This is a genomic window from Achromobacter sp. LC458 (assembly GCF_001005835.2).
GTDB classification, from domain to species: Bacteria; Pseudomonadota; Gammaproteobacteria; order Burkholderiales; family Burkholderiaceae_B; genus Achromobacter; species Achromobacter spanius_B.
This window is the reverse complement of sequence record NZ_LBHW02000020.1, coordinates 1-21,236: the sequence shown is the minus strand read 5'-3', so window position 1 is coordinate 21,236 and position 21,236 is coordinate 1. Positions and strand designations below refer to the sequence as shown.

The 21,236-nt window shown below is 64.3% G+C and carries 23 protein-coding genes; 7 read left to right on the top strand and 16 right to left on the bottom strand.

Annotation, left to right across the window (positions count from 1 at the left end; all coding sequences use genetic code 11):
- Nucleotides 1–4: 4 nt before the first annotated feature.
- Together YH64_RS17420 and YH64_RS17415 are read right to left on the bottom strand one after the other, a co-directional pair.
- Complete coding sequence (locus YH64_RS17420) at nt 5–325, bottom strand: hypothetical protein (protein WP_046805804.1); 321 nt, start codon at nt 323–325, stop codon at nt 5–7.
- 95 nt (nt 326–420) lie between these two features.
- Nucleotides 421–819, bottom strand: coding sequence for a hypothetical protein (locus YH64_RS17415; protein WP_046805805.1), 399 nt, complete (start codon nt 817–819; stop codon nt 421–423).
- A 124-nt stretch (nt 820–943) separates the two neighbouring features.
- Here YH64_RS17415 and YH64_RS17410 point away from each other — a divergent pair, with 124 nt between their 5' ends.
- Nucleotides 944–1,246, top strand: a complete 303-nt coding sequence (locus tag YH64_RS17410) for a DUF2513 domain-containing protein (RefSeq protein ID WP_046805836.1) — start codon at nt 944–946, stop codon at nt 1,244–1,246.
- A gap of 22 nt (nt 1,247–1,268) precedes the next feature.
- Here YH64_RS17410 and YH64_RS17405 read toward each other — a convergent pair whose 3' ends face one another.
- Entirely contained in the window at nt 1,269–1,541 is a 273-nt protein-coding gene (locus YH64_RS17405; protein WP_046805806.1) for a hypothetical protein, read from the bottom strand.
- 65 nt (nt 1,542–1,606) lie between these two features.
- Nucleotides 1,607–2,761, bottom strand: a complete 1,155-nt coding sequence (locus tag YH64_RS17400; RefSeq protein WP_046805807.1) for a DSD1 family PLP-dependent enzyme — start codon at nt 2,759–2,761, stop codon at nt 1,607–1,609.
- Nucleotides 2,762–2,882: 121 nt separating this feature from the next.
- Between YH64_RS17400 and YH64_RS17395 the strand changes: the two genes are divergently transcribed.
- A complete protein-coding gene (locus YH64_RS17395; protein WP_143215426.1) occupies nt 2,883–3,794 on the top strand; it encodes a LysR family transcriptional regulator in 912 nt (303 codons plus the stop codon).
- A gap of 12 nt (nt 3,795–3,806) precedes the next feature.
- On the opposite strand, the gene YH64_RS17390 is transcribed toward YH64_RS17395, so the two are convergent.
- Together YH64_RS17390 and YH64_RS17385 are read right to left on the bottom strand one after the other, a co-directional pair.
- A complete protein-coding gene (locus YH64_RS17390) occupies nt 3,807–4,205 on the bottom strand; it encodes a RidA family protein (protein ID WP_046805809.1) in 399 nt (132 codons plus the stop codon).
- Nucleotides 4,206–4,270: 65 nt separating this feature from the next.
- A complete protein-coding gene (locus YH64_RS17385; RefSeq protein WP_143215425.1) occupies nt 4,271–5,461 on the bottom strand; it encodes an MFS transporter in 1,191 nt (396 codons plus the stop codon).
- A gap of 96 nt (nt 5,462–5,557) precedes the next feature.
- Between YH64_RS17385 and YH64_RS17380 the strand changes: the two genes are divergently transcribed.
- The 3 genes from YH64_RS17380 to YH64_RS17370 all read left to right on the top strand — a co-directional run bounded on the left by YH64_RS17380 (nt 5,558) and on the right by YH64_RS17370 (nt 8,194).
- Nucleotides 5,558–6,145 carry a TetR/AcrR family transcriptional regulator gene (locus tag YH64_RS17380; RefSeq protein WP_046805811.1) on the top strand — a complete coding sequence of 196 codons (588 nt, stop codon included), beginning with the start codon at nt 5,558–5,560 and terminating at the stop codon, nt 6,143–6,145.
- A gap of 150 nt (nt 6,146–6,295) precedes the next feature.
- Nucleotides 6,296–7,744: an MFS transporter gene (locus tag YH64_RS17375; RefSeq protein ID WP_255444546.1), complete on the top strand. Its 1,449-nt coding sequence runs from the start codon at nt 6,296–6,298 to the stop codon at nt 7,742–7,744.
- A 141-nt stretch (nt 7,745–7,885) separates the two neighbouring features.
- Nucleotides 7,886–8,194 (top strand): hypothetical protein, encoded by a 309-nt coding sequence (locus YH64_RS17370; protein ID WP_046805838.1) that lies wholly within the window; start codon nt 7,886–7,888, stop codon nt 8,192–8,194.
- A 46-nt stretch (nt 8,195–8,240) separates the two neighbouring features.
- On the opposite strand, the gene YH64_RS17365 is transcribed toward YH64_RS17370, so the two are convergent.
- Together YH64_RS17365 and YH64_RS17360 are read right to left on the bottom strand one after the other, a co-directional pair.
- Nucleotides 8,241–8,498, bottom strand: coding sequence for a hypothetical protein (locus tag YH64_RS17365; protein ID WP_046805812.1), 258 nt, complete (start codon nt 8,496–8,498; stop codon nt 8,241–8,243).
- Between the two features lie 106 nt (nt 8,499–8,604).
- Nucleotides 8,605–10,236, bottom strand: coding sequence for an intermembrane transport protein PqiB (locus YH64_RS17360; protein ID WP_046805813.1), 1,632 nt, complete (start codon nt 10,234–10,236; stop codon nt 8,605–8,607).
- Between the two features lie 98 nt (nt 10,237–10,334).
- On the opposite strand from YH64_RS17360, the gene YH64_RS17355 reads away from it, so the two are divergent.
- A complete protein-coding gene (locus tag YH64_RS17355) occupies nt 10,335–10,829 on the top strand; it encodes a GNAT family N-acetyltransferase (RefSeq protein ID WP_046805839.1) in 495 nt (164 codons plus the stop codon).
- Here the strand turns inward: YH64_RS17355 and YH64_RS17350 are convergent.
- The 3 genes from YH64_RS17350 to YH64_RS17340 form a co-directional block, all read right to left on the bottom strand.
- Entirely contained in the window at nt 10,826–11,134 is a 309-nt protein-coding gene (locus tag YH64_RS17350) for a carbohydrate isomerase (protein ID WP_046805814.1), read from the bottom strand. The genes YH64_RS17355 and YH64_RS17350 overlap by 4 nt on opposite strands.
- A 69-nt stretch (nt 11,135–11,203) precedes the next feature.
- Nucleotides 11,204–12,061, bottom strand: coding sequence for a 3-deoxy-8-phosphooctulonate synthase (gene kdsA, locus YH64_RS17345; RefSeq protein ID WP_046805815.1), 858 nt, complete (start codon nt 12,059–12,061; stop codon nt 11,204–11,206).
- A gap of 99 nt (nt 12,062–12,160) precedes the next feature.
- A complete protein-coding gene (locus YH64_RS17340) occupies nt 12,161–12,724 on the bottom strand; it encodes a cytochrome b (RefSeq protein ID WP_046805816.1) in 564 nt (187 codons plus the stop codon).
- Between the two features lie 133 nt (nt 12,725–12,857).
- Here YH64_RS17340 and YH64_RS17335 point away from each other — a divergent pair, with 133 nt between their 5' ends.
- Nucleotides 12,858–14,120 carry a hypothetical protein gene (locus tag YH64_RS17335; protein WP_223264954.1) on the top strand — a complete coding sequence of 421 codons (1,263 nt, stop codon included), beginning with the start codon at nt 12,858–12,860 and terminating at the stop codon, nt 14,118–14,120.
- Between the two features lie 25 nt (nt 14,121–14,145).
- Here YH64_RS17335 and YH64_RS17330 read toward each other — a convergent pair whose 3' ends face one another.
- The 5 genes from YH64_RS17330 to YH64_RS17310 are packed head-to-tail and all read right to left on the bottom strand — an operon-like array spanning nt 14,146 to nt 20,963.
- Entirely contained in the window at nt 14,146–14,730 is a 585-nt protein-coding gene (locus YH64_RS17330) for a glycerol-3-phosphate responsive antiterminator (RefSeq protein WP_046805817.1), read from the bottom strand.
- 2 nt (nt 14,731–14,732) lie between these two features.
- Complete coding sequence (locus YH64_RS17325) at nt 14,733–16,295, bottom strand: FAD-binding oxidoreductase (RefSeq protein WP_046805818.1); 1,563 nt, start codon at nt 16,293–16,295, stop codon at nt 14,733–14,735.
- Nucleotides 16,292–17,971, bottom strand: coding sequence for a glycerol-3-phosphate dehydrogenase/oxidase (locus YH64_RS17320; protein ID WP_046805819.1), 1,680 nt, complete (start codon nt 17,969–17,971; stop codon nt 16,292–16,294). Before YH64_RS17320 ends, YH64_RS17325 begins: the two co-directional genes overlap by 4 nt.
- Nucleotides 17,968–19,509, bottom strand: a complete 1,542-nt coding sequence (locus YH64_RS17315) for an FGGY family carbohydrate kinase (protein WP_046805820.1) — start codon at nt 19,507–19,509, stop codon at nt 17,968–17,970. Before YH64_RS17315 ends, YH64_RS17320 begins: the two co-directional genes overlap by 4 nt.
- The gene (locus tag YH64_RS17310) at nt 19,506–20,963 is read right to left on the bottom strand and encodes an MFS transporter (protein WP_046805821.1); all 1,458 of its coding nucleotides are present in this window, start codon (nt 20,961–20,963) and stop codon (nt 19,506–19,508) included. Before YH64_RS17310 ends, YH64_RS17315 begins: the two co-directional genes overlap by 4 nt.
- Between the last annotated feature and the right edge of the window lie 273 nt (nt 20,964–21,236).

Genomic DNA, 21,236 nt, shown 5'->3' with positions numbered 1-21,236 from the left:
AGGCTTACTGGTCGATAGGTAAACCCAACAGATCGAGAGCCGCGCCAAAAGCATCGGATCCCGAGCAAAGGAAAACCGCCACGTCGCCGGGATTCATATTTTCCAGGACCTGGTCGATTTGTTCTTGCGCATTATCAACATTGTCGACATTTGAAGCGTGTATATCCGCTCCGGCTTCGACTTTTTCGATGGGGACGATGTCAGCGATCGCATTGAGATCGGTTACGCCCACCACCACGTAGACGCTGATGGGCTCGCCATCCAGCGTCGTGAGCAGCTCGACGCCGCCCTCTACGTCGGCAAGGTGCCGACTTACTATTTCCATGTTCACTCTTCCTTGATCAGCGGGCTGGGCCCGCTTGGACGCACGCACCGTGAAGGTGCAATCTCACGCCCAGGCGCGACTATAACAGCCTTCGCCTAATGTTTTTTGACATTTGGGCCCAGCGACTGGCGAGCGGCCCCAGACGTGGCCGCTACGCTACGGCAGCGCACCCCTGCATCGGTCAGCACGCGGATCAGCGGCTTCTGGGCGGCCAGGAACGCACCCTTGTCGTCGCCGGTGAGCTTGCAGATGAACATCTGCGCCTGCAGCTGCGTGCGGCGCGCCCTGCGGTTGTCCGCTTCCTGGGCCAGCCATTCGCCGATCCAGGCGGCGGCGGCATCGGCGTCGCCTTGTTGCTTGACGTGGCCAAGCAGGTCGAAAATCGTCACGCCTTCGATGCGCTCGTCTTCGCCACGCGTCAGGTAAAGCTTGGCGGCCTGGCCCGAATAACCGGGGATCACCGCAAGGCAATCGCGTTCAGCGGGTTTCTTCATAAAGTTCTGTAGGTAAGTGTCGGTTGTCGAGAACCATCGACTGTAACCCGGCCTTGCGCACCGTCGCATTCACGCCACGGAACTCTGCTATTGTCAGCCTACTATTTTTCTTACGGTGAACATCATGCAACGCGATTTCGACTTGGTCGTCACGATTCTTGGCGCCCTGCGCGACGCGCCCGGCCCCAACCTGAGCACGCACGACATCAAGAACGCCGCTTTGGCGCCGCACCCCGAAGAACAGGGCTTGCAGGTCATTGCGCATCATCTGGACCTGTTGGCCGATGCCGGCCTGGTCAAGCAAGTGAGCGAAACCGCCGCCAATGCCGGTGCCGCGCGCTGGCGCATCACCTGGAAGGGATACGACGCGCTGGAGCAGGATGAGGACGACGAGGACGACGCCGAGGAATTCGACGCCGAAGAGTGATGTAAAGGCTACAGATAAAGGCTCAGCGGCGTTGCAGGATGCGCCGCGTGAGCAAGGATGCCGCGGTGCCGATCACCAGGCTGAACATGAAGGCGGCGATTGACAGCATCGCCGACAAGTCGCCAAAGCCGCCTTGGTGAGATAGCAGCACAACGGCTGCGCAGATGGCCACGGCCAGGGCCAGCACGCCCAGCAGCACTTGCTTGACTGAGCGCAGGCGGCCACAAAGCGAACCGCCGATCAGCGCGGCAGCCACCATGGCGGCCATGGACCAGAACAAATATTCGTACTGCATGCGAACGTCTCCCCCGTAATCGTTGAGGCGTGCGCATTATAGGCGGCCCCCTGCGGGGCGCCGATTCACCAGCCGCGAAACCGTTCCCAGTGCGCCACCACGCCGGGCTCGCCGGGTCGAACGACTTCGTAGGCCTCGTGCTGGGCACACGTTGCGCAGGCGTGGTTGGGCAGGATGCGCAGCTTGGTACCCAGGGGCAGGTCCGGCAGGCGGGCAGTGCTGCCCGCCCGCAGTTTGATGATGCCCTGCTCCTGGTTGGTTTCGGCCAACAGCAGATCGGGGTAGACGTTTCCCTTTACGTCGCAGACCACGCCGTACAACTGGTCGACGGCCTGCTTGGCGGTGCCGCGGTCGCGCGACATGGCCATCCACCCGGCGTCAACCAGTATCCAGCCCTTATCCGGCTGGTGTCCGATCACCGTGGTGAGCACCGAGGCGGCGATGTCGTCCATTGAGCAGACGCCCAGGCCCGCCATCACCAAGTCGAAAAACACATACACGCCCGCGCGCACTTCCGTCACGCCGTCCAGGTTGCGGGCGAAATGGGCGGTGGGTGTCGACCCCACACTCACAACCGGGCACGGCAGCCCAGCCGCGCGGATGGCCTGGGCGCAGCCGACCGCAGCGGCGCGCTCTTGCTCGGCCATGTCGGCGATGGCGTCGACGCTGCGGCAGCCATAGGATTCGCCGGCGTGCGTCATGACGCCGCGCAGGCTGTCGGCCGCGTGCAGCACCCGCGCAATGGCCAGCAATTGCTCGGCGCTACCCGGCTGCACCCCTGCCCGGTGGCCGTCGCAATCGATTTCGATCAACGCGGGTATCCCGCCGCCGCTGGTCTGCGCCTGCGCCGCTACCGCGCGCGCCGCGTCCAGGCTGTCGACAACCACCGTCAGGTCCACGCCGCGCTGGCGCAGCGCCAGCACACGCGGCAGCTTGCCCGGCGACACGCCCACCGCGTAGAGCAGATCGGTGACGCCGGCGGCCGCAAATTGCTCTGCTTCCTGCAAGGTCGAAACAGCGGCCGGCCCGTGGGGGCCGCTCATCACCCGGCGCGCCACCTCGATCGACTTGGGCGTTTTCAGGTGTGGGCGCAGTTGCACGCCGTGCTTGGCCATCAGGGTGGCCAGCCGTTGGATATTGCGCGTCATGCGCGTTTCGTCCAGCAGCAGGCATGGGGTTTCAAGGCTGTCGACGGTGGCGGCAAGGGTGGCGGGAGTCATGAGCGGGTCTCGAAAAAGGCGAAGGCAATGCGGAATATTCTGATTTGGTCGGTCCAAGTATGGCGTGACGCGACGCGCACGTGTTTAATGTCAGCTTAATTTTTCATTAAGTCGAAACTGAATGATCACAACGGACGACCTGCGATTTTTCCTGAGTCTCGCGGCGACGCCCTCGCTTGCGCAGGCCGCCCGGGCGCTGGACGTGACGCCCCCGGCCGTTACGCAACGGCTGCATGCACTGGAAAAGCGTCTGGGCGTCCGGCTGGTAAACCGATCCGGCAAAGGCACCGCACTGACCGACGAAGGCCGTCTATTGGCATTGCGCGCCGGCCAGATCTGCGGCGAACTCGGCGATCTGGCCGACGAATTGGCCGGCCGCCGGGGTGTGGTGGCGGGGCATTTGCGCGTCGTCGCGCCGCTGGGCTTCGGGCAACGCTACGTTGCCGCGCTGGTGGCGGAATTCCGAAAAACCAGCGGCAACATCACCGCAAGCCTGACGCTGTCCGATGGCCCTCCCCGCTTGGCCACGGACAACTGGGACGTCATGATCCACATCGGAGAGCTGCGCGACTCGACGTTGGTGGCCTACCCCCTGGCGCCCAACCGCCGCATCTTGTGCGCGTCGCCGGCGTACCTGGCGCGCCATGGCGCGCCCGCCAAACCGGAAGACCTGCGCGACCATGACTGCATCGCGCTGCGCGAAAACGACGAAGACGTGACCTTATGGCGATTCAAGCGCGGCCGAGGCCCCGCCGTGGGCGTACGCGTATCGCCGGTGCTGTCCAGCAACACCGGCGCGGCCGCCGTGCAGTGGGCCTTGGCCGGGCACGGCATCGTTGCGCGTTCGGAATGGGACGTGGCGGAACATCTGAAGGCGCGCGCGCTGGTGCCGCTGCTGGCGGGGTGGAACTTGCCGGATGCCAACGTCGTGGCGCTGGTCAAGTCGCGCCAGGAGCAATCGGCCCGCACCGCCGGTTTCCTGGCGCATCTGCGCGAAGCCTTCGCCTCGACGCCCTGGCGCGACAAGCCCTAGCCAAAGCCCATGTCAATCCAGCATGGCTTCCGCTTCGATCTCCACCAGCCATTCCGGCAGTGACAGCCCGCTGACGATGATCCATGAGGACGGCGGCGGGTCGTTTGGAAAGCGAGCGCGCAGCGCCTGGGCGATCACTTCCTGATCCTCTCGCGCGGTCTCGCAGATGTAGATGCGCAGCATGATGACCTGGGCCAGGTTGGCGCCCGCGGCGGCCAGCACACGTTCGATATTGTCCAGTGCCGCCTGGGTTTGTTCTTGCAGCCCGGGGCCAACGGTGCGTTCGTTAATGTCGACACCAACCTGGCCAGACAACAGCATTCTGCGCTGCCCGGTAACGATCACCGCCTGGCTGAAGCCGTACTGGACGGTGTTGAAAACGGTATCCGGATTGACAACGGTTCTGGACATGCGTGCTCCTGTGGACGGCGCGCCCCCACAGCACGCCGGAGCCGCCATTCTAGCGATGCCTTGCTTTACAGCGAGACGCGCGCCACCCCCTGCCGGCGCGCGCCGGGCAAAGCCACCAGCAACACGATCGCGCCAGCTACCGTGGCAGTCCAGAATCCGGCTTGCACGCCATGGTGATCCACGACCCAGCCCGCTATCGCCGCGCCCGCCGCAACGCCGGCCCCCAGCCCGGTGACCAGCCAGGTCAGCCCCTCCGTCAGACGCTGGCCGGGCACGCTGCTTTCCACCAATGCCATCGCGATGATCATGGTGGGCGCGAAGGACAGGCCGGCCAGCAACACGCCCAACGCCAAGGTCACCAGGTCGTTCACCAGCAGCAGCGGCAACGTCGTGAATGCCGTCACGGCCGCCGCGATCGATAGCAGGCGGGCCAGCGGCATCTGGAATTTCATGACACCGAACACCAGCCCCGCCACGCACGAACCCAACGCGTAGGTGGACAGCACAAGGCTCGCCCCCGCCGGCACGCCCTGAGCGCGGGCGAAGGCCACGCTCAAGACGTCGATGGTGCCGACGATGACGCCCATGGCCGCCATCATGGCAACCAGCGCGAACATCGACGGCATGCGCAACACCGACGCCTGCCGCCCGGCCGGGACGGCCTGTACCCTGGGCGCCGTGGCGGGCTGCAAGACGAAAGCCGTCACACCCACCGCCAACAGCAACGCGGCAACCAGCGGCCCCGCTTGCGGAAACAACGCCACGCTAAGACCCACGGCCAAGGGCGGACCCAGGATGAAGCTGACCTCGTCAGCGACCGACTCCAGCGCATAGGCGGTACGCAGTTGCGGCTGGTCGCGAAAGATCTCGGTCCAACGCGCACGGATCATCGCGGGCATGCTGGGCAACGTGCCCGCCAGCGCGGCAAACAGGAACAGCGTCCAGTCCGGCGCGTTCCACTCTACGCAGGCCGACAAACCAAGCAATGCGGCCACGCAGACCCCCGCGGCCACGGGCAGTACGCGCCCTTGCCCATGACGGTCCACCAGCCGCGAAATACGCGGGGCCAGCAACGCGGTCGCCAACGCAAACGTGGCGGCAACAGCGCCCGCCATGCCGTAAGCGCCGCGCACTTCCGACAGCATCGTGATGATGCCGATGCCGATCATCGGCAAAGGCAGGCGCGCGATGGCGCCGGCCAGGACGAAACCCAGGGCGCCTGGCGCGTTGAATAACTCACGATACGGATTGGACACCGAAGACCTTTTGCTGATTGGGTGGACAGGCGGATCCTATTCACATACATTCCGTATGTCAATTAACCTGCGCACCGTATGTCATGGGAGACGCACATGCCCCGCACCCGCGCGGAAATGATCGAAGCGACTCGCGCCAAGCTGCTTGCCACCGCCCGTCACGCGTTCGAACACGTGGGTTATGCCGCCACGTCCATGGACGATCTGACCGCCCGAGTCGGGTTGACGCGAGGAGCCTTGTATCACCATTTCAATGACAAACAAGGCTTGCTTGCCGCGGTGGTCCAACAGATCGACGACGATATGGACCGGCGCTTGAAGGATATTTCGGATCAAGCTCCGGACGCGTGGACGGCGCTGCGCGAACGCTGCCGCGCGTATTTGCGAATGGCAGCCGAACCGGCCATTCGGCGGATTGTGTTGCAAGACGCTCCGGCGGTGCTGGGCGCGGGGCCGAACGCGGCGCAGTCGCAGTGCATTGCCTCCATGGCGGCGTTGCTGAAGCAACTGATCGACGACGGGCTCATTGAAACCGCCGACCCCCGGGCCATCGCCAATTTCATCAATGGCGGGCTGACGGACAGCGCGTTATGGATCGCCGGTTCGGCCGGCGAATCGGATCGCCTTGACGACGCGCTGCACATCCTGGACTTGATGCTTCGTGGCTTGCGACGCAGGCCTTGATACGGTCCGGCTTGGGTCGGGGTCTGAGTCTGGACCCGGTCAGGAGCCGGATCGAGACACGCCGCAAGGAACCTCCCGCGCCCGCGTTGTGCGCTTTCTGCAACGCACGTATTATCAAAGCATTTGCTTGTTTAAATTATCGGAGCGCCTGTGCCCACCAGCCCCATCCTTGAGCCCGCCGCCCCCAGCGCTTCGTGGGCCGACCTGCTTCAAGGCGCCAATGCCCTGCGGTCGATTGCCCTGGCGGGCGGCGTCGCGCTGCACGCCATCAACGTTTATATCGTCACCACCATCCTGCCCACGGTGATCGAGGACATAGGCGGCCTGGAGTACTACGCCTGGAACACGACGCTGTTCGTGGTGACGTCCATCATCGGGTCCGCGCTGTCGGCCAAGCTGATCGAAACACTAGGGCCGCGCAGCGCCTACCTGTTCGCCGTGGCCGTCTTCAGCGCCGGAGCCGTCATCTGCGCGATGGCCCCGGGCATGCCGGTACTGCTGGCGGGACGCAGCGTGCAAGGGCTGGGCGGCGGCATTCTTTTCGCGTTGAGCTACGCATTGATCCGGCTGGTGTTCGACGCCCCGTTGTGGTCCCGCGCCATGGCCTTGGTGTCTTGCATGTGGGGCGTTGCAACACTGTCCGGGCCCGCCATCGGCGGGATATTCGCGCAATCGGGAAACTGGCGGCTGGCGTTCTGGGCCCTGTTACCGGTTGCCGCCGTGCTGGCGTTGATCGTCGCACTCAAGGTGGGCGGACGGGCGTCGGTACCGCCTGCGCCGCGCTCGGTGCTGCCGCTGCGCACATTGGCCTTGCTGGTCGCCTCCGTAATCGCCGTCACGCTGGCCAGCCTGTCGACGCAGCTAGTGTGGAACGTGGCGGGCATTGGGGCGGGGCTCATCATCGCCCTGCTTATCGCGCGGGTCGACGCCCGCGCTCGCCATCGCCTGCTGCCCACCGGCGCTTACAGCCTGCGCGCGCCGCTGGGCGCGTTGTACGCGACGATGTGCCTGGTGGTGGCCGCCATCGCCACCGAGATATTCGTGCCCTATTTCCTGCAAGTCATCCACGGCATGCCGCCGCTGAAGGCGGGCTACCTGACCGCTGCCATGGGCGCCGGCTGGACGCTGGCCGCCATGCCCAGCGCCACCCGGACGGGCCGCGACGCCGACCGGCTGATACGCATCAGCCCCATCGTGATCCTGGGGTCGCTGATCGGTCTGGGCATCATGACACCGCAGGCGTCACTGCTTGCCACCCCGGCCGGCCTTGGCGCGTACATCATTGCGTTGGCGGGGGTGGGATTCGGCATCGGGCTGGCCTGGCCGCATCTTCTGACCAAAGTGTTCAACGCGGCGCCCAAGGGCGAAGAGACGCTGACGTCTTCGTCGATTACCACCGTGCAGCTCTACGCGGCGGCGGTAACGGCGGCGCTGGCCGGCGTGGTCGTCAATAGCGCGGGGCTTGCCGACCCCGGCGGTGTCGAAGGGGCTCGGCATGCCGCGGGCTGGCTGTTCGCGGCGTTTGCATTGATGCCGGCACTGGCGCTGATCCTGCTGCCTCGCGTGACGCGGGCGGTGGCGCCGGGGCCGGATGCGTAACGCGCCTTGATTGGCGGCATCACGCAAGTCCACGCGATGCTGCCAATCGTCAGACCATTGGGGCCGAAATACAGCAAAGGCGGTATGGAACGTCACGCGCGTCTTTGCTACGCTCAGAAGCACCTGCAAAAGGTGGCGCCCATGAGCAACAAGATTCGAGTCCTTTGCGTTCAACCGTCGTCGATGTCCGCGCGGTTCGCCTTCCTGGCGATTGCGGTGCGATGGTCGCTGGGCGCCACCCCCCGCCCCACCCGGCTGATGATCGGGCCCCACGACCTGGAGCCCATCGGCTCCGAACCGGCCTTTTGGCGCTTTGCATTACGGCATGCGCTGACCGGGCAATCGTTTTTGGTGACGCGCGGCGGCCACTGGGATGTGGCGGCGGCGGTGGACGGTGACGAGGTCCATGCATTTGGCCGTAAATTCGCGCTTAGCCAATGCTTGTACTGAACGCTCTTTCTTCCAGGCGTTTATTGTCAGCGCGTTGTTGCCAAGCCTACGCGCCGCATTCCGGCTTGCGGTGAAAAGCAGCCAGTTCCTCAGCTGTCCACCGCAGGCGTGCTTCGTCCTGGCAACACGAACGAAAAACCAAGGCGCCTACATCCAGGAAGCGGCTCACGTCCGCGTCGGTCAGCTTGCCCTGTACCTGCAACAGGCAGTCCGCATACGCGGACAACACGCCGTCCCAACCGTCCAGCTGGTCCGGCGCGACCGGCTGGGAAATCATGCGCACCATCATTTCACTATGATCCATTCGGTGGTCCCCCCTCGGATACCGCACCGCCGGCCGCAGTGCTGCAACCGTTCGTAGAAAGCTTCCAGCAAGTGTCATGCCCAAAACCGTGCACGCCGGTGTCTACCTACCGCCCGGGCGCCGCATCCGGCGCCCTGCCCCGCAACAGCGCGTCGGGATGGGCCTGAAGATAATCCGCCAAATGCCGCAACGATCGCGCCGCGCGACCCAACTCACGCAGCGCCGTATCGGTATTTAGCGGCAACGCGGACTCGGGGGCCAGCAACGCGCTCACGGCCGCCAACGACTGGTTTGCTTGCCTCAGCACGGCCTGCGCCTCTGGCGCCAGGTGCGTATCCAGCCGCTTGACCAGACGCGAGGCGCCCCGAAGCGCCCCGGCCAGTTCCGTACCGATGGCATCGAACGGCACCTTGTCGACCTTGGTCAGGATGCTGTTCAACTGCTGTTGCAGCTGGTCCAGGTTATTGCGCACGGTGGGGATGAACGGTCGATCTTCCATCTTGAAAGTGGCGGCGGGCGCATCAGGAAATTCCGCTAGCGCCACATACAACTGGCCGGTCAACAAGTTGCCGATGCGCAACTGCGCCCGGGTGCCGCGCGCGACCAAGGCAGTCATCAACCTGCCGCTGGGGTGTTTGACATCCGGGCCCGCGAAGTTCTTGATCTGGTGGAACGTTTTGTCGCCCAGCCGCTCCGGGTACAGCGTGGCGGATACCAGCGCGTAGAACTGTTTGGCCGACTGATCAAAGTCCAGGTCGATGGCGTCCACCCTGCCGACCGTGACGCCATACGCGTCGACAGGCGCCCCCACCACCAGCCCCCGCACAGATTGATCGAAACGCATGCGCACGTGTAGCGGCGCGCCGTCCGGTTCGGCCCGGGCCGACTCTTCGCTGGAGAAAAGCGGGAACGCCGCGCCGGCTGCCGCAGGCTGGCTGGCCGCCCGTTCCAGGGTGTCGAATGCCACGCCACCCACAATTACGGAAACCAGCGACTGGGACCGCATCTGCAAACCGCGCGCATCCACGCTGAAGTCGACGCCGCTGGCGTTCCAGAAGCGCGTGCTCTCATTGACGTAGGAATCGTTCGGCGCGTCGACGAACACCTGCACATCGACCCCATCGCCGTCCTTGGCCAACCGGTAGTTCACCACCTGCCCCACGGCAATGCGGCGGTAGTACACGGGTGAGCCGACATCCAGCGAGCCCAGATCGTTGGCGTGTAGCGTGAAGCGCTTTCCGGCCCGGTCCTGCGCAACCTCGGGCGGCACTTCCAGACCGGTGAATTCGCTTTTACGCTCGCTGCGGGCGCCGCCCTTGCCCTGGCCGCCCGCTGGGTCCAGGCCAATATACGAGCCCGACAACAGCGTACCCAGGCCCGACACCCCGCTGAGCGTCAGCCGCGGGCGCACCACCCAAAATACCGTGCCGTCGCGCAACAGGTTGGCCGCGTCCTTGTCCACGCGGATCGTGACCACAACGCCCGTGCGGTCCTGGTTCAGGTTGACGCGTTCAACCAGGCCGACATTGACTTCCTTGTAGCGAACCTGCGTCTTGCCCGCTTCCAGGCCTTCAGCGGTCTGGAAGTGGACGGTAGCCGTGGGCCCTGCATTCAGCCAGGCCTGCACCACCAGCAGCAATCCGCCGATGACGGCCACCACCGGGACCAGCCAGATCCAGGAAACGCGGCGCCCCTTGCGCGGCGGCGTGCGAGCTGCGGCAGAACCAGACTCAGCCATCGAGGATGTCTCCTTCGTGTACGCGTCAGACCGGATCGCCCGTCAGCAAGCGCCTGGAATAGCGGGTAGCATGGCCCTCCTATTTGGAGGAAGTCAACGTGAATATCGCCATCCGCCCCGCCATCCCCTCGGATGCGGCCCAGATCTATGCCTTCATTACTGAACTGGCCGTGTACGAGCGCGCCGCGCACGAAGTGATCGCCAGCGCAGACGACGTCGCCCGTACCCTTTTTGCCCCGCAGGCGCCCGCCAAGGCGCTGATGTGCCTGGCGGATGGCAAACCTATCGGGTACGCGGTCTATTTCTACAGCTATTCCACCTGGCTCGGCAAGAACGGTATTTACCTGGAAGACCTGTACATCACGCCCGAGCATCGCGGCATCGGGGCCGGACGCGACCTGCTGCGCCACCTGGCGCAAGAAGCGGTGGCCAACGGCTGTGGCCGGCTGGAATGGAGCGTGCTGGACTGGAACAAGCCGGCAATCGACTTCTACGTATCGATCGGCGCGGTGCCGCTGGATGAGTGGGTCCGCTACCGCCTGACCGACGACGCGCTGAAAAGCTTCGCCGAAGGCCGCCGCCAAGCCGCCTAGAACTCGGGTAGGTCGAACAGCGTGTGCAAGGTCGAGCTAGGCACCGGCACGGACGCCAGCAGTTCGTGGCCGTCGTCGGTGGTCAGCACGCGCACGGGGCGCAGCGCCACGCTGGTGCCGTCCACGCTGATGGCGGTTTCCACGTCGGCCCCCTCCTTGATCACGTCAATCACCTCGGACGCCGAGGCCGTGACCGGCTCGGTGACCCAGCCTGGCACGCCCCGCTCGGCCTGGCCCCAGCGCACATAGGCAATGTGCCCGCTGATGGGCTCTTTTCGAACAGCGACGATTACGTAAAAAGACATCCGGGCCTCCCTGTAGTGGTGTGGCCTGGATCGTATAGCAAGCCGCCGTCGATGGCATGCCCGCGCGCGTCAGGGTTCGATATCGATGTCCGCAAAGGATTTCACCAGATCGTCCAGCTGCTTGAGCTGGGTCAGGAAGGGTTCCAGTTTGTCCAGCGGCAACGCGCTGGGTCCATCGCACTTGGCGTTCTTCGGGTCGGGGTGAGCCTCTAGAAACAGCCCCGCCAGGCCCACCGCCATGCCCGCGCGCGCCAGCTCGGCAACCTGCTCGCGGCGACCGCCCGAGGCGGCGTCCAAGGCGGAACGCTGCTGCAACGCGTGGGTCACGTCGAAAATCAAGGGCCGGTTGCCGGACACCTTTTTCATCACGCCGAAACCCAGCATGTCGACCACCAGGTTGTCGTAGCCGAAGCTGGTGCCGCGATCGCACAGGATCAGCTTGTCGTTGCCCGCTTCGGTGAACTTTTCAACGATGTTCAGCATCTGGGTCGGGCTGAGAAACTGCGGCTTCTTGATATTGACGATGCGCTGCGTCTTGGCCAGCGCCACCACCAGATCCGTCTGACGCGCCAGGAAGGCGGGCAATTGCAGGATGTCCACCACTTCAGCAACGGGCGCCGCCTGCCAGGGTTCGTGCACGTCGGTAATGACCGGCACGCCGAACTCTTTCTTGACGGCTTCGAAGATCTTCATGCCCTCTTCCAGGCCGGGACCCCGGTAGGAATGGATGGAAGATCGGTTGGCCTTGTCGAACGACGCCTTGAACACGTACGGAATGCCCAGCTTTTGGGTCACGCGTTGATATTCTTCGCACGCGCGCAGCGCCAGATCCAGGGATTCCAGCACGTTGATGCCGCCAAACAGCACGAAGGGGCGGTCATTGGCGCAGGGTATCGACGAGGAAATTACGACTTCTGGGGCGGTCATGATGGGAAAATCCTGTAGGAATAAGGCAGGTGACAGTGCGTAATGTACAACCTGCCCCGCCCCGATTTCACCTCATCCGCCGATTTTTCCCCACCGCCCTCAGCGGCTGCGCAGCATCCGGCGCAACACCCCATCGTGCAAGGCGTAATGGTGAACCAACGCCGCCAGCGCATGCACCAAGGCCAACGCGATGATCGTCCACGCCACCGTGTCGTGCAGCCCACCAATGAAGTGGCGCTGTTCGCGGTCGATCGCAATCCACCGGGGCACGTCGAACAACCCGAAGAAAGCAAACGGTTCGCCCTGCGCCCAGCGAAACAGAAAGCCCAGCACGATCTGCGCGGCCATCAGCAGGTACAGCAGCCCGTGTACGCCTGTACTAGCCAGACCCATCAAGCCGGTGGCAGCGGGCGGCAGGCGCCGGCCACCGGTGGACCGCCACACGACGCGCAGCACGAACACCGCGGTGAACAGCAAGCCGAACGAAATGTGCAGCGATTGCAGCAGCCGACGAGTCGGCGTGCCGCGCGGCAGGAAGCTCCAGATTTCCGCCAGGGCAAACAAGCCCACGACCAGAAACGCCGTCAACCAATGCAACGCAATCGTCATGCGGTCATAGTGCGATGGGCCGGGGTAATTCGCCTGCAAGGGTGACGTCGTCATCGTAGGGATTTGAGCCTGAAAGGTAACCCCCGAGCGTATTGAGTTCCGACTTACGGTGTCCTGAGCAAGCGCGCCGCATCCCCGCGGCGTTATCACTGGACGCGGCCCGGAACCGTGGCCACAATGACCCGTCGTGGACGGTCAAAGCGCCGTCCAGCATCTGATTGAAGGCGGGCACATGGGTTTTTTCGACACGCTGTTCCGGCGCAGGCCTACGCCGGATCAATTTGCCAAACTGTTCGTGGCGGCGGCTCGCAAGCAAGGCTTCGAGGGCGACCTGACTTACAAGGCCGATGAATTCCGCTTGCTGCTGGGCGAAGGTTCGTTCTTCAACCTGCACAACGCTTATCACGCTTACTACAACACCCGGGGCGCGCAGCAACAGCGCGCCTTGCAGGGTTTTGTCTCGGCCTTGGCCAGCAGCAAGCAGTCGACGCCGCAACAGGCCACGGTGGCGCGCCCCATGCTGCGGGCCGTTATCCGCAGCCGCACCGCCCTGGAAGACGTGCGCCTGCACCATGTGCGCACCGAAGGCGACGATTCCGCGTTCCATCCCGCCTACCTGCCCTTTGGCGAGGATTGCGTGGTGCTGCTGGCGCTGGACCACCCAGACGCCATCTCCACCCTGACCAACGGCCCCGAAGCCGCTTGGCAATTGACGTTCGACCAAGCCTTGGCGGTTGCCATCGACAACCTGCGCGACGCGCCGGACGACTTTGCCGAGATTGCTGCCGGCGTCTATCGGGGCGCCTGGGCAGACGGCTACGACATCAGCCGGGCCCTGCTGCCCGACATGATCGAACGTGTGCCGGTGCGGGGCCGGCCGGTGTTCATGGTGCCTACACGCGACGTGCTGTTGGTGGCCGGCGACAACGATGACGTTGGCTTGGCCAACATGGTGGAACTGGCGCACCAAGCGCTCATGCAAGGGCGGTCGGTCAGCGCGCATATGTACCACTACGAAGATCGGCAACCGCTTCGATACGTGCCGAGCAACCCTGCGCTGGCGCAGCGGCTTGCGCATCTGGAGCGCCTGCTGGACAAATCCGAATACGACGCGCAGAAAGAGGCGCTGGACCATATCCACGAAGAACAGGGCCAGGACATTTTCGTGGCCAACTACAACCTCTTCACCAGCGACGAAGAGCCCGTCATGTCGTTTTCGCTGGCGTCCTGGACGCGCGGCGTGGACACGTCGCTGCCCAAGGTGGACCGTCTTGCGCTGGTGCGCCCAGACGCCGAGGACAACATCGGCGAAGTGCGCGTCGTGTCATGGGAACAGGCCGCGCACCTGCTGCAACCGCTGCTGGCGCGTGAAAAGGGCTACCCGGCGCGCTACCGCACGCAGGGCTTCCCGGAAGACGCGCAGATCGCGCAACTGGACGAAGTGCCGTAGGGGCGGCGGGCTGGATTACCCGTTTTCAGCCCTTAAGCTGCCGCCCTTCCAGGCTCCACAGTTGCGGATCGCTGGTCGACACCCCCACCGCGCCGTGCTTCATGGCCGTGGCAATGTCCGCCTGGTTGCAGACAAAGCCCGACGCCACGATGGGCGGCAGGGCTTTTAGGTCTGGGGGGGCCATGTGCGCCAGCATCGGCGCCGGCATCAACTGAACCAGGTTGGGGTCGCTTTGTTCCAGCGCCTTGACGCTGCGCGGCCAGGTAGAACGGTCGGTCACAAATACTTTTTGCATCGTGACCATACCGGCACGGTTGGCTCGCTGAATGGTGGCCACGCGGGTTGAAACCAAGCTGGCCACGCCGATATCAGCCAGGTATTCCACCCCGCCCTTGTCCTGGGACAGGCCTTCGCAGCTGTCGATATTGACGATCGCGAATTTGCCCGCGCGGTTCAAGGTGGCGATGACCGGCGCCAGCTTGCGCAACTCAACGTTGGCCACGATGCCGATCTCGGCCACGCCTCCCACGAACGTGTTGATTTGCTCAAGCCCATACAGCGTCGCAATGACTGGATGACGCGCCAGGCATGCCCCAAATGACCTATCCATGGTTATCGACTTTCCTGACCATAATGGCGTTGATCGCTCAAGCCCAGCTTGCCGGGATTAAGAATGTTCTGCGGGTCCAACTGGCGCTTGACCGCAAGCAGCACGTTAAAAGCGCTACCCAGCGATTCCTGCATGTACGGCGCCCGCAGCAGGCCCACGCCGTGATGATGGCTGAGCGCCGCATTGTATTTAATCAGCACGGCGTTGGCGGCATCCCATGCGGCGCGATACCACTGGGCGCGCCGCTCCACCTCGACGTCGCCGCGCAACGAAAAATACAGGCAGGCCCCGTCGACGTAAGCATGCGACTGGTGCGCGGAACCCGCCAACGTGCCGGGCACCGCGTTCACCGCCGCCACCACTTCACTGTAAATGGCGGACAGGTCGCTCCAGCGGCCCGACATTTCAAGCGTGTCGGCCACGAACCCCGGGCTGCGCTTGAAGCCCTCGGCGCTCTTGCCGGTCAGATAGCGCGTTTCCAGCCAGCGCTCAAAGATGGCGTCGCCGTCCAGCTTTTCGCCCCGTTCTTCGCAGACACCTTCGCTGATCTGCATGACGGCGTCCACAATCTGGCGTGCGCCCTCGTCGGCCACCAGCAGCACGTTCAGGTCGGGTCGATTGAACTGCACCCCGCTTTCCAGTTCGTCATACAGGCGTAACGCAGCCGGGTTGGCGCCGCGCTGCATGATCTCGCGGCACGCGTCCAGGCCGATGGCGAATGTCTTGAAACCGTACGCTATGGCGCGGCCGTAATCGGGCAGGCGATGCAGCTTGAGGCGCAACCGCACGATCACGCCCAGCGTGCCTTCAGAGCCGATGAACAACTGCTGCAGGTCCGAGCCCACCGCCGCGCGGGAATAGCCGCCCACCGTGATCAGGCTGCCGTCGGCCAGTACAACGTCCATACCGAACACCATGTCTTCGATCTTGCCGTAGCGCGTGGACAACTGCCCTGCCCCCCGGCAAGCCGCCCAGCCGCCCACCGTGCTGATGCCGAACGACGACGGCCAATGGCCCATCGTCAGCCCGTATTCATTCTGGATGGTCTGTTCAAAGACGTCGCCGAACATGCCCGCTTCCACTTCCACGATCTGGCTTTCGCGGTCCACGCCGATCAGCTGGTTCAGCTGGCAGACGTCCAGCACGATGCCACCGCGCACCGGCAAGGCGGCCCCGGTGACATTGCTGCGCCCCGCCGACACCGTGACCGGGATGGCTTCGGCGTTGGCGTAACGCATGACCGCCTGCACCTGCTGCACCGATGACACCGTCACGATCACCGCTTGCGGCGTAGCAGGCTTGCCGCCGGTTTCCGACACCATGGACCCCGCCCACCAATCGCGCGTCCAGGCCACGACGTCGGCCGTGGCCGTCATGACGTTGTCGGCCACGTGCCGCAGGGCATCGACCTGCGCATCGCTGACGCGCACGGGGTCGCGTTGCAGGCCGGGTTCGGTGCCAGCGCCTACGTCCGTCAAGGTGGCCGCATAGGCAGGCGGCGTGTGTGCGCCCACGACGTAATTGCCACGGTTGTAGCCGCGCTTGATGGCTTCTTTGCTGATCATTGTTCGTCTCCCATGAGTATGGATTTTTCGTGCTTGATGGCAGCCAGGTAGTCGTTCACCTGCTGCGCGATGGTGGCGGGCGGCAAACCAAGTTCCGCCTGCAAGATCTGTCCGACGCGGCCGGCGGCAAGCGCGGAGGCGTCGCGCGCCATCAGGCGCGTGCGCATGCGCCTGGCCAGCACGTCTTCAACGGTGCCGGCCATTTCATGGCGCACGGCGTAAAGCACCTCGGCTTCGGTGTAGGGCAAGCCGTCGACAATCGGCGTCAGCAAAGCCGGCGACGCCTGCATCAAGTCGCTGACAAAGCGCGCCTCGGTGCCATAGCGTTCGCCCAGATGCGCCGACATGCCGCCGGACGCCACGATGGCTTGCGGGTCGTATCCGGCGGCGCCCAGCAGATAGGCCTTCTTGGTCTGGCAGGCATTGCGCTGCCCCAGCACCTGTTGCGCGGCGTCGATGGTCTGTTCCGCCATATGTCGCGACGTGGTCAGCTTGCCGCCCACTATCGTGACCAGCCCGTCGCCGGACACGCGGATTTCGTGGTTGCGCTTGATCTCCAGCGTTTTGCCCCCGGGCGGCGCCACCAGCGGGCGACAGCCGGCGATGCTGCCCACCACGTCTTCGGCTTGCAGATCGGTCTTGAGCGCCGAGCGCGCGCCTTCCAGCAGGAAGTCCAGTTCGCGCCGCGTGCAATACACGTCGTCCAGGTTTCCTTCGTAGTCTTCGTCGGTGGTACCCAGGTAAGACACGTCGCCCCAGCGCGTGATCGTGGCGCGCCGGCTGCGACCGGGCACGGGAATGGTCACCGTGCAATCGTTGCGGACCTTGATCCAGGGCACCGCCACGTGCACGCCCTTGGCCGGGCGCACGTGCAACACGGGTTCATCGCCTTTTTTCGCGCCGGTCCAATCGCGCAGCCAGACGCCTGTCGCCATGATGACGACCCGGGCGCGCGCGCGGATTTCTTTGTTGTCCGCGTGGATGATCGCGCCGTCCACCTTGCCGTGCGTGTCACGCGTGACCTCGATCGCCTTCGCATGATTGGCCACCGCCGCGCCGTGAAAGGCGGCGGTACGCGCCACCGTCAGCGTCAGGCGCGCATCGTCGACGCGGGCGTCGTAATACAGGAAACCGCCCAGCAGTCCGTCTTCCTTGAACGTTGGGCAATGCGACAGCACTTCGGCCGCCGTCAGCTTCTGGTGCAGGATGCCCTCGCGCCATCCGCCCGCCACGTCATACGTCCACAGCAGGCTTTCAAATGCCTTGGACAGGCGCTTATCGAACACCCCGTCGCGTTCCAGGATGGGAAACAAAAACGGCAGACGCTGCACCAGATGCCGCGCGTTGCGCCGCAGCCGTTGGCGTTCATGCAGGGAATGGCGCACCAAGCCCAGGTTGCCCTGTTCGATATAGCGCAAGCCCCCGTGCACCATCTTCGAGGACTTGGACGAAGTGCCCGAGGCGAAGTCGTCCTTTTCGATCAACGCCACGCGATAGCCGCGCAACGCGGCGTCCAGCGCGGCATAGGCGCCGGTGATACCGCCCCCCACGATCAGGATGTCGAACTGCTCGCTGCCCAATCGATCCAGCTGTTCGTGCCGGTTCAGGCGCAGGGGTTCGGTGCTGGTCATGTCGGCCCGGTCCTTTCTGGGCTTTCTGGATAGCCACCCGATCATTTGTGCAATGCCTCCTGGTTGTCTTGCTTGAACTGTTTGACGTGGCCCAATTCCGACCCCACCCGGGCGTGCCACAAGGCGCGGCGGCGACGACGTTCGTCGGCGTCAACGGCGGGCCGAAACACGGCGTCGGTCACGATGGTTTTGCAGGCCTCGTGCAATGACGGCCACAGCAAGCCCGCCGAGCCCGCCAGATACGCGATGCCGCGCAAGCTGGCGCGATCGGCCTCTTGCATGCGACGAATGGGAATGCCGATCAAGTCCGCTTGAATCTGCAACAAGGGGTCGCTGCGCGACAGGCCGCCGCCCACGACCAGTTCGGACACCCGTACGCCGGAGGCTTGCTCGTCCGCTTCGATGCAGCTGGCCACCGAATGCGCGATGCCCTCCAGAATGGCGTAGGCCACTTCGGCCTGCGTCGTGGCCATCGATACGCCCGTCAGCGACGCGCGGGCCGCGGCTTCCATCCGGGGCACGCGCAGCCCGGTCAAGGCCGGCACGAAGGTCACGCCGTTCGACGCGTTCACCGTTTCTGCCAACGCGCTGATCTCGTGGGCGTCCTTGAACCATTTCAGCTTTTCGCAGACCCAGTTCAATGCCGACCCGGTTGTTGCCACAAAGGTTTCGACCGCGAAGTGCGACACGCCTGACTGACGCCGGGCCGTCATGGTCAACGACCCGTCGGACATGCCGGCTTCCAAGGGAGGTTCGGTGCCGATGACCAGGTCCACGAAGCTGCCCGTGCCATGCACACACATCGCCTGTCCCCGGTTCAGGCATCCCAGGCCGATGGCGCCCGCGTGCTGGTCGCCGGCCGACGCCAGGATTGGCACGTCGATACCCAAGAGCTCCGGACGAGTTCTACCGAAATCATCCGCGTCCTGGCGCAGGGTCGGCAGCAGCTCGTGCGGAAAGCCAAGCTCCTGAATCCACTCCAGGTAGTAACGATGGTCGGCAAGCACGTACGCGCCGGCGGAGGTCGCGTTCGTGGGCGTGGTCACGCATTCGCGCCGCTGTGAAAAATGCCACAGCAACCACGTGTCCACGGTGCCAAACGCCAAGCGCTTGTCGCGCCACGCCTGGGCAACAAGCGGCGAATCGCGCAGGTGATGCGCCGCCCAGAGATACAACGAGCGCACCCCCACCGGCCGACCGACGCGCTCTCGCAACCGGGCGTCCCATTCCGGCGCCAGTTGGTCCAGTTCGTCGACAAAGCGCGTGTCTTGCCAGACCATGGCCGGAACCAGCGCACGCCCTGTCTGCGTGTCCCACAGCACGGCCGTGGCCCGTTGTGTGGCCAGCGCCAGCGCAGCAATTTCCTGCCCCTCGGCGACCGCTTGTGCGATGGCATCCCGGCAGACCTGGACGGTGCGGTCCAGGATGTCGTTAGCGTCCTGCTCCACAACACCCGGCCGGGGCGAGTCGACATGCAGCGCCACGTATTGCAGGCAAGACACATGGCCGTCCTGAGACACCGTGGCCGCCCGCGTGCCGGACGTGCCCTCGTCTATGGCCAGAATCACTTTGTTGTTTGTCATCGCGAGGCTTTCCCAATGGCGGGGTCCAGGGCAGGCAGCACGGCGTCGTCCTTGAACTGGGGCGCGTCGGCTTCGTTGTCCGGGTTGATGGGGGTGCGGGTGGGGTCCCACTTGATCGTGAAGCAGATGATGCTGGCGATCAGCGGCACGATGGAGAGAATCAGGAAGGTCTTTTCAAGGCCGTAGTTTTCGCGAAACAGCGGAAACACCAGCAGTCCGATCGCGGCCCCCGTGGAGCCCAGCGCGCCGATGATGCCGTTGGCGCCCGCGCGAAGTTCGCTGCGGAACGACAGTGACGACAGGCTCTTGCCGTTGGCCCCCGGCCCGCCCGAATGGAACAGGATGAACAGCGACGGCACCACAACGGCCAGCCACAGCGGCATCTTGCCGTGGAACGTACCGAGGGTCAGCAGCATCAGAAACACCGCGGCAAAGCCGAATGCCGACGCGCGGCGTAGGCCCAGCTTGCGGCCGATGTACGGCGACAGAAAGCCGCCGAAGATGCCGAACACGTTGAACACCAGCGCGCCGATGGTGGCGAAGACGAAGTCCTTGCCGAACAGCGCGGCGCTGATCAAGGGCAGATACCAGCCCACGGCGAAGTACTGGATCGACTGGCCGATCTGGACCGTTGCCGCCAGGATCGTGCGCGGCAGGTAAACGCCACGAAAGATCAACAGCACGTTGGCAATGCCGCGCTTGGCCTGGTTGACCACCGGCACACGCTCGTGCATCGGCGCCGCCGCGAACGGCTGCCCGTAGATACGCGTCATGGCGCGCGCCGCCTGCTCGACACGCTCTTTGCGGGCCAGCCAGATCGGGCTTTCCACCATGTAGCGCATTTGCAGCAGCAGGATCACGACCGCGAAGACGGCGGTAGCCGCAACCGAATAACGCCAGATGGAATCGCCCACATCCCATGAGAAAAACAACAGCGCCAGCAGCAGGTTCGTGCACACGGCCGTGTACCACATGCCCTGCCAGGTATTAAGGCGGCTTTTGAATTTAAGCGGGGTGAATTCGGCCAGGACGGCCATCGCGATGGCGAAGTCGATTCCGTAGGCGGCGCCTACGAAAAACCGGCCGACCAGAATGACTTCGAAGCTGGGTGCAAACATCACCAGCAGCGCGCCGATGACGGCCAGGAATTTTGCGATGACCAAGGGCCGGATCCGGCCCCAACGATCCGCCATCCAGCCGCCGATGGGATTGAACGCAATGGCCACCCACGCGGCAAACGAGGTCATCAGCGCGACTTGACCGGCCGCAAGGCCCAGGTCGCGCGTCATGGGCCCCAGCCCCGCGCTTAACGCGGAGTTGGCAAACGCATCCAGGAATAGTCCACCCAGGGCCAGCCACCAGATCAGGCCTGCCCGCCCGGTGATACCGGGGCGTGAGTCGATAAAAGCGATGACATCGTCGATGCCACGTATTTTTACGGTCGATGATTGCACAGTCGTCTCCTCTTGGAATTATTTCTGTAAGAGGTCGACGCAAACTGCGCGCAATAAAAGACCACCCTACAGATGGTCTTTTATCTAAATCTGTGCGGTGACTTTATGGGCTGGGCAGAGGGGTGTCAAGCCTTGCGGGCATCAGGATAAACCCTGTTCCGCGCGGCATATCGGGCTTGATTAACGCAGGCGTTGGGAAAGTATCCAAAGCGCTGGAAAAGTATATGGAACGCGGGGTTTTTATATCTTTTTCTTCTTATTTTTCAATGACTT

Excerpts from the sequence above, each read along its gene's own strand:
- YH64_RS17420 (WP_046805804.1), bottom strand. The coding sequence starts at position 325 with ATGGAAATAGTAAGTCGGCACCTTGCCGACGTAGAGGGCGGCGTCGAG.
- YH64_RS17415 (WP_046805805.1), bottom strand. The coding sequence starts at position 819 with ATGAAGAAACCCGCTGAACGCGATTGCCTTGCGGTGATCCCCGGTTAT.
- YH64_RS17410 (WP_046805836.1), top strand. The coding sequence starts at position 944 with ATGCAACGCGATTTCGACTTGGTCGTCACGATTCTTGGCGCCCTGCGC.
- YH64_RS17405 (WP_046805806.1), bottom strand. The coding sequence starts at position 1,541 with ATGCAGTACGAATATTTGTTCTGGTCCATGGCCGCCATGGTGGCTGCC.
- YH64_RS17400 (WP_046805807.1), bottom strand. The coding sequence starts at position 2,761 with ATGACTCCCGCCACCCTTGCCGCCACCGTCGACAGCCTTGAAACCCCA.
- YH64_RS17395 (WP_143215426.1), top strand. The coding sequence starts at position 2,883 with ATGATCACAACGGACGACCTGCGATTTTTCCTGAGTCTCGCGGCGACG.
- YH64_RS17390 (WP_046805809.1), bottom strand. The coding sequence starts at position 4,205 with ATGTCCAGAACCGTTGTCAATCCGGATACCGTTTTCAACACCGTCCAG.
- YH64_RS17380 (WP_046805811.1), top strand. The coding sequence starts at position 5,558 with ATGCCCCGCACCCGCGCGGAAATGATCGAAGCGACTCGCGCCAAGCTG.
- YH64_RS17370 (WP_046805838.1), top strand. The coding sequence starts at position 7,886 with ATGAGCAACAAGATTCGAGTCCTTTGCGTTCAACCGTCGTCGATGTCC.
- YH64_RS17365 (WP_046805812.1), bottom strand. The coding sequence starts at position 8,498 with ATGGATCATAGTGAAATGATGGTGCGCATGATTTCCCAGCCGGTCGCG.
- YH64_RS17360 (WP_046805813.1), bottom strand. The coding sequence starts at position 10,236 with ATGGCTGAGTCTGGTTCTGCCGCAGCTCGCACGCCGCCGCGCAAGGGG.
- YH64_RS17350 (WP_046805814.1), bottom strand. The coding sequence starts at position 11,134 with ATGTCTTTTTACGTAATCGTCGCTGTTCGAAAAGAGCCCATCAGCGGG.
- kdsA (WP_046805815.1), bottom strand. The coding sequence starts at position 12,061 with ATGACCGCCCCAGAAGTCGTAATTTCCTCGTCGATACCCTGCGCCAAT.
- YH64_RS17340 (WP_046805816.1), bottom strand. The coding sequence starts at position 12,724 with ATGACGACGTCACCCTTGCAGGCGAATTACCCCGGCCCATCGCACTAT.
- YH64_RS17330 (WP_046805817.1), bottom strand. The coding sequence starts at position 14,730 with ATGGATAGGTCATTTGGGGCATGCCTGGCGCGTCATCCAGTCATTGCG.
- YH64_RS17325 (WP_046805818.1), bottom strand. The coding sequence starts at position 16,295 with ATGATCAGCAAAGAAGCCATCAAGCGCGGCTACAACCGTGGCAATTAC.
- YH64_RS17320 (WP_046805819.1), bottom strand. The coding sequence starts at position 17,971 with ATGATCGGGTGGCTATCCAGAAAGCCCAGAAAGGACCGGGCCGACATG.
- YH64_RS17315 (WP_046805820.1), bottom strand. The coding sequence starts at position 19,509 with ATGACAAACAACAAAGTGATTCTGGCCATAGACGAGGGCACGTCCGGC.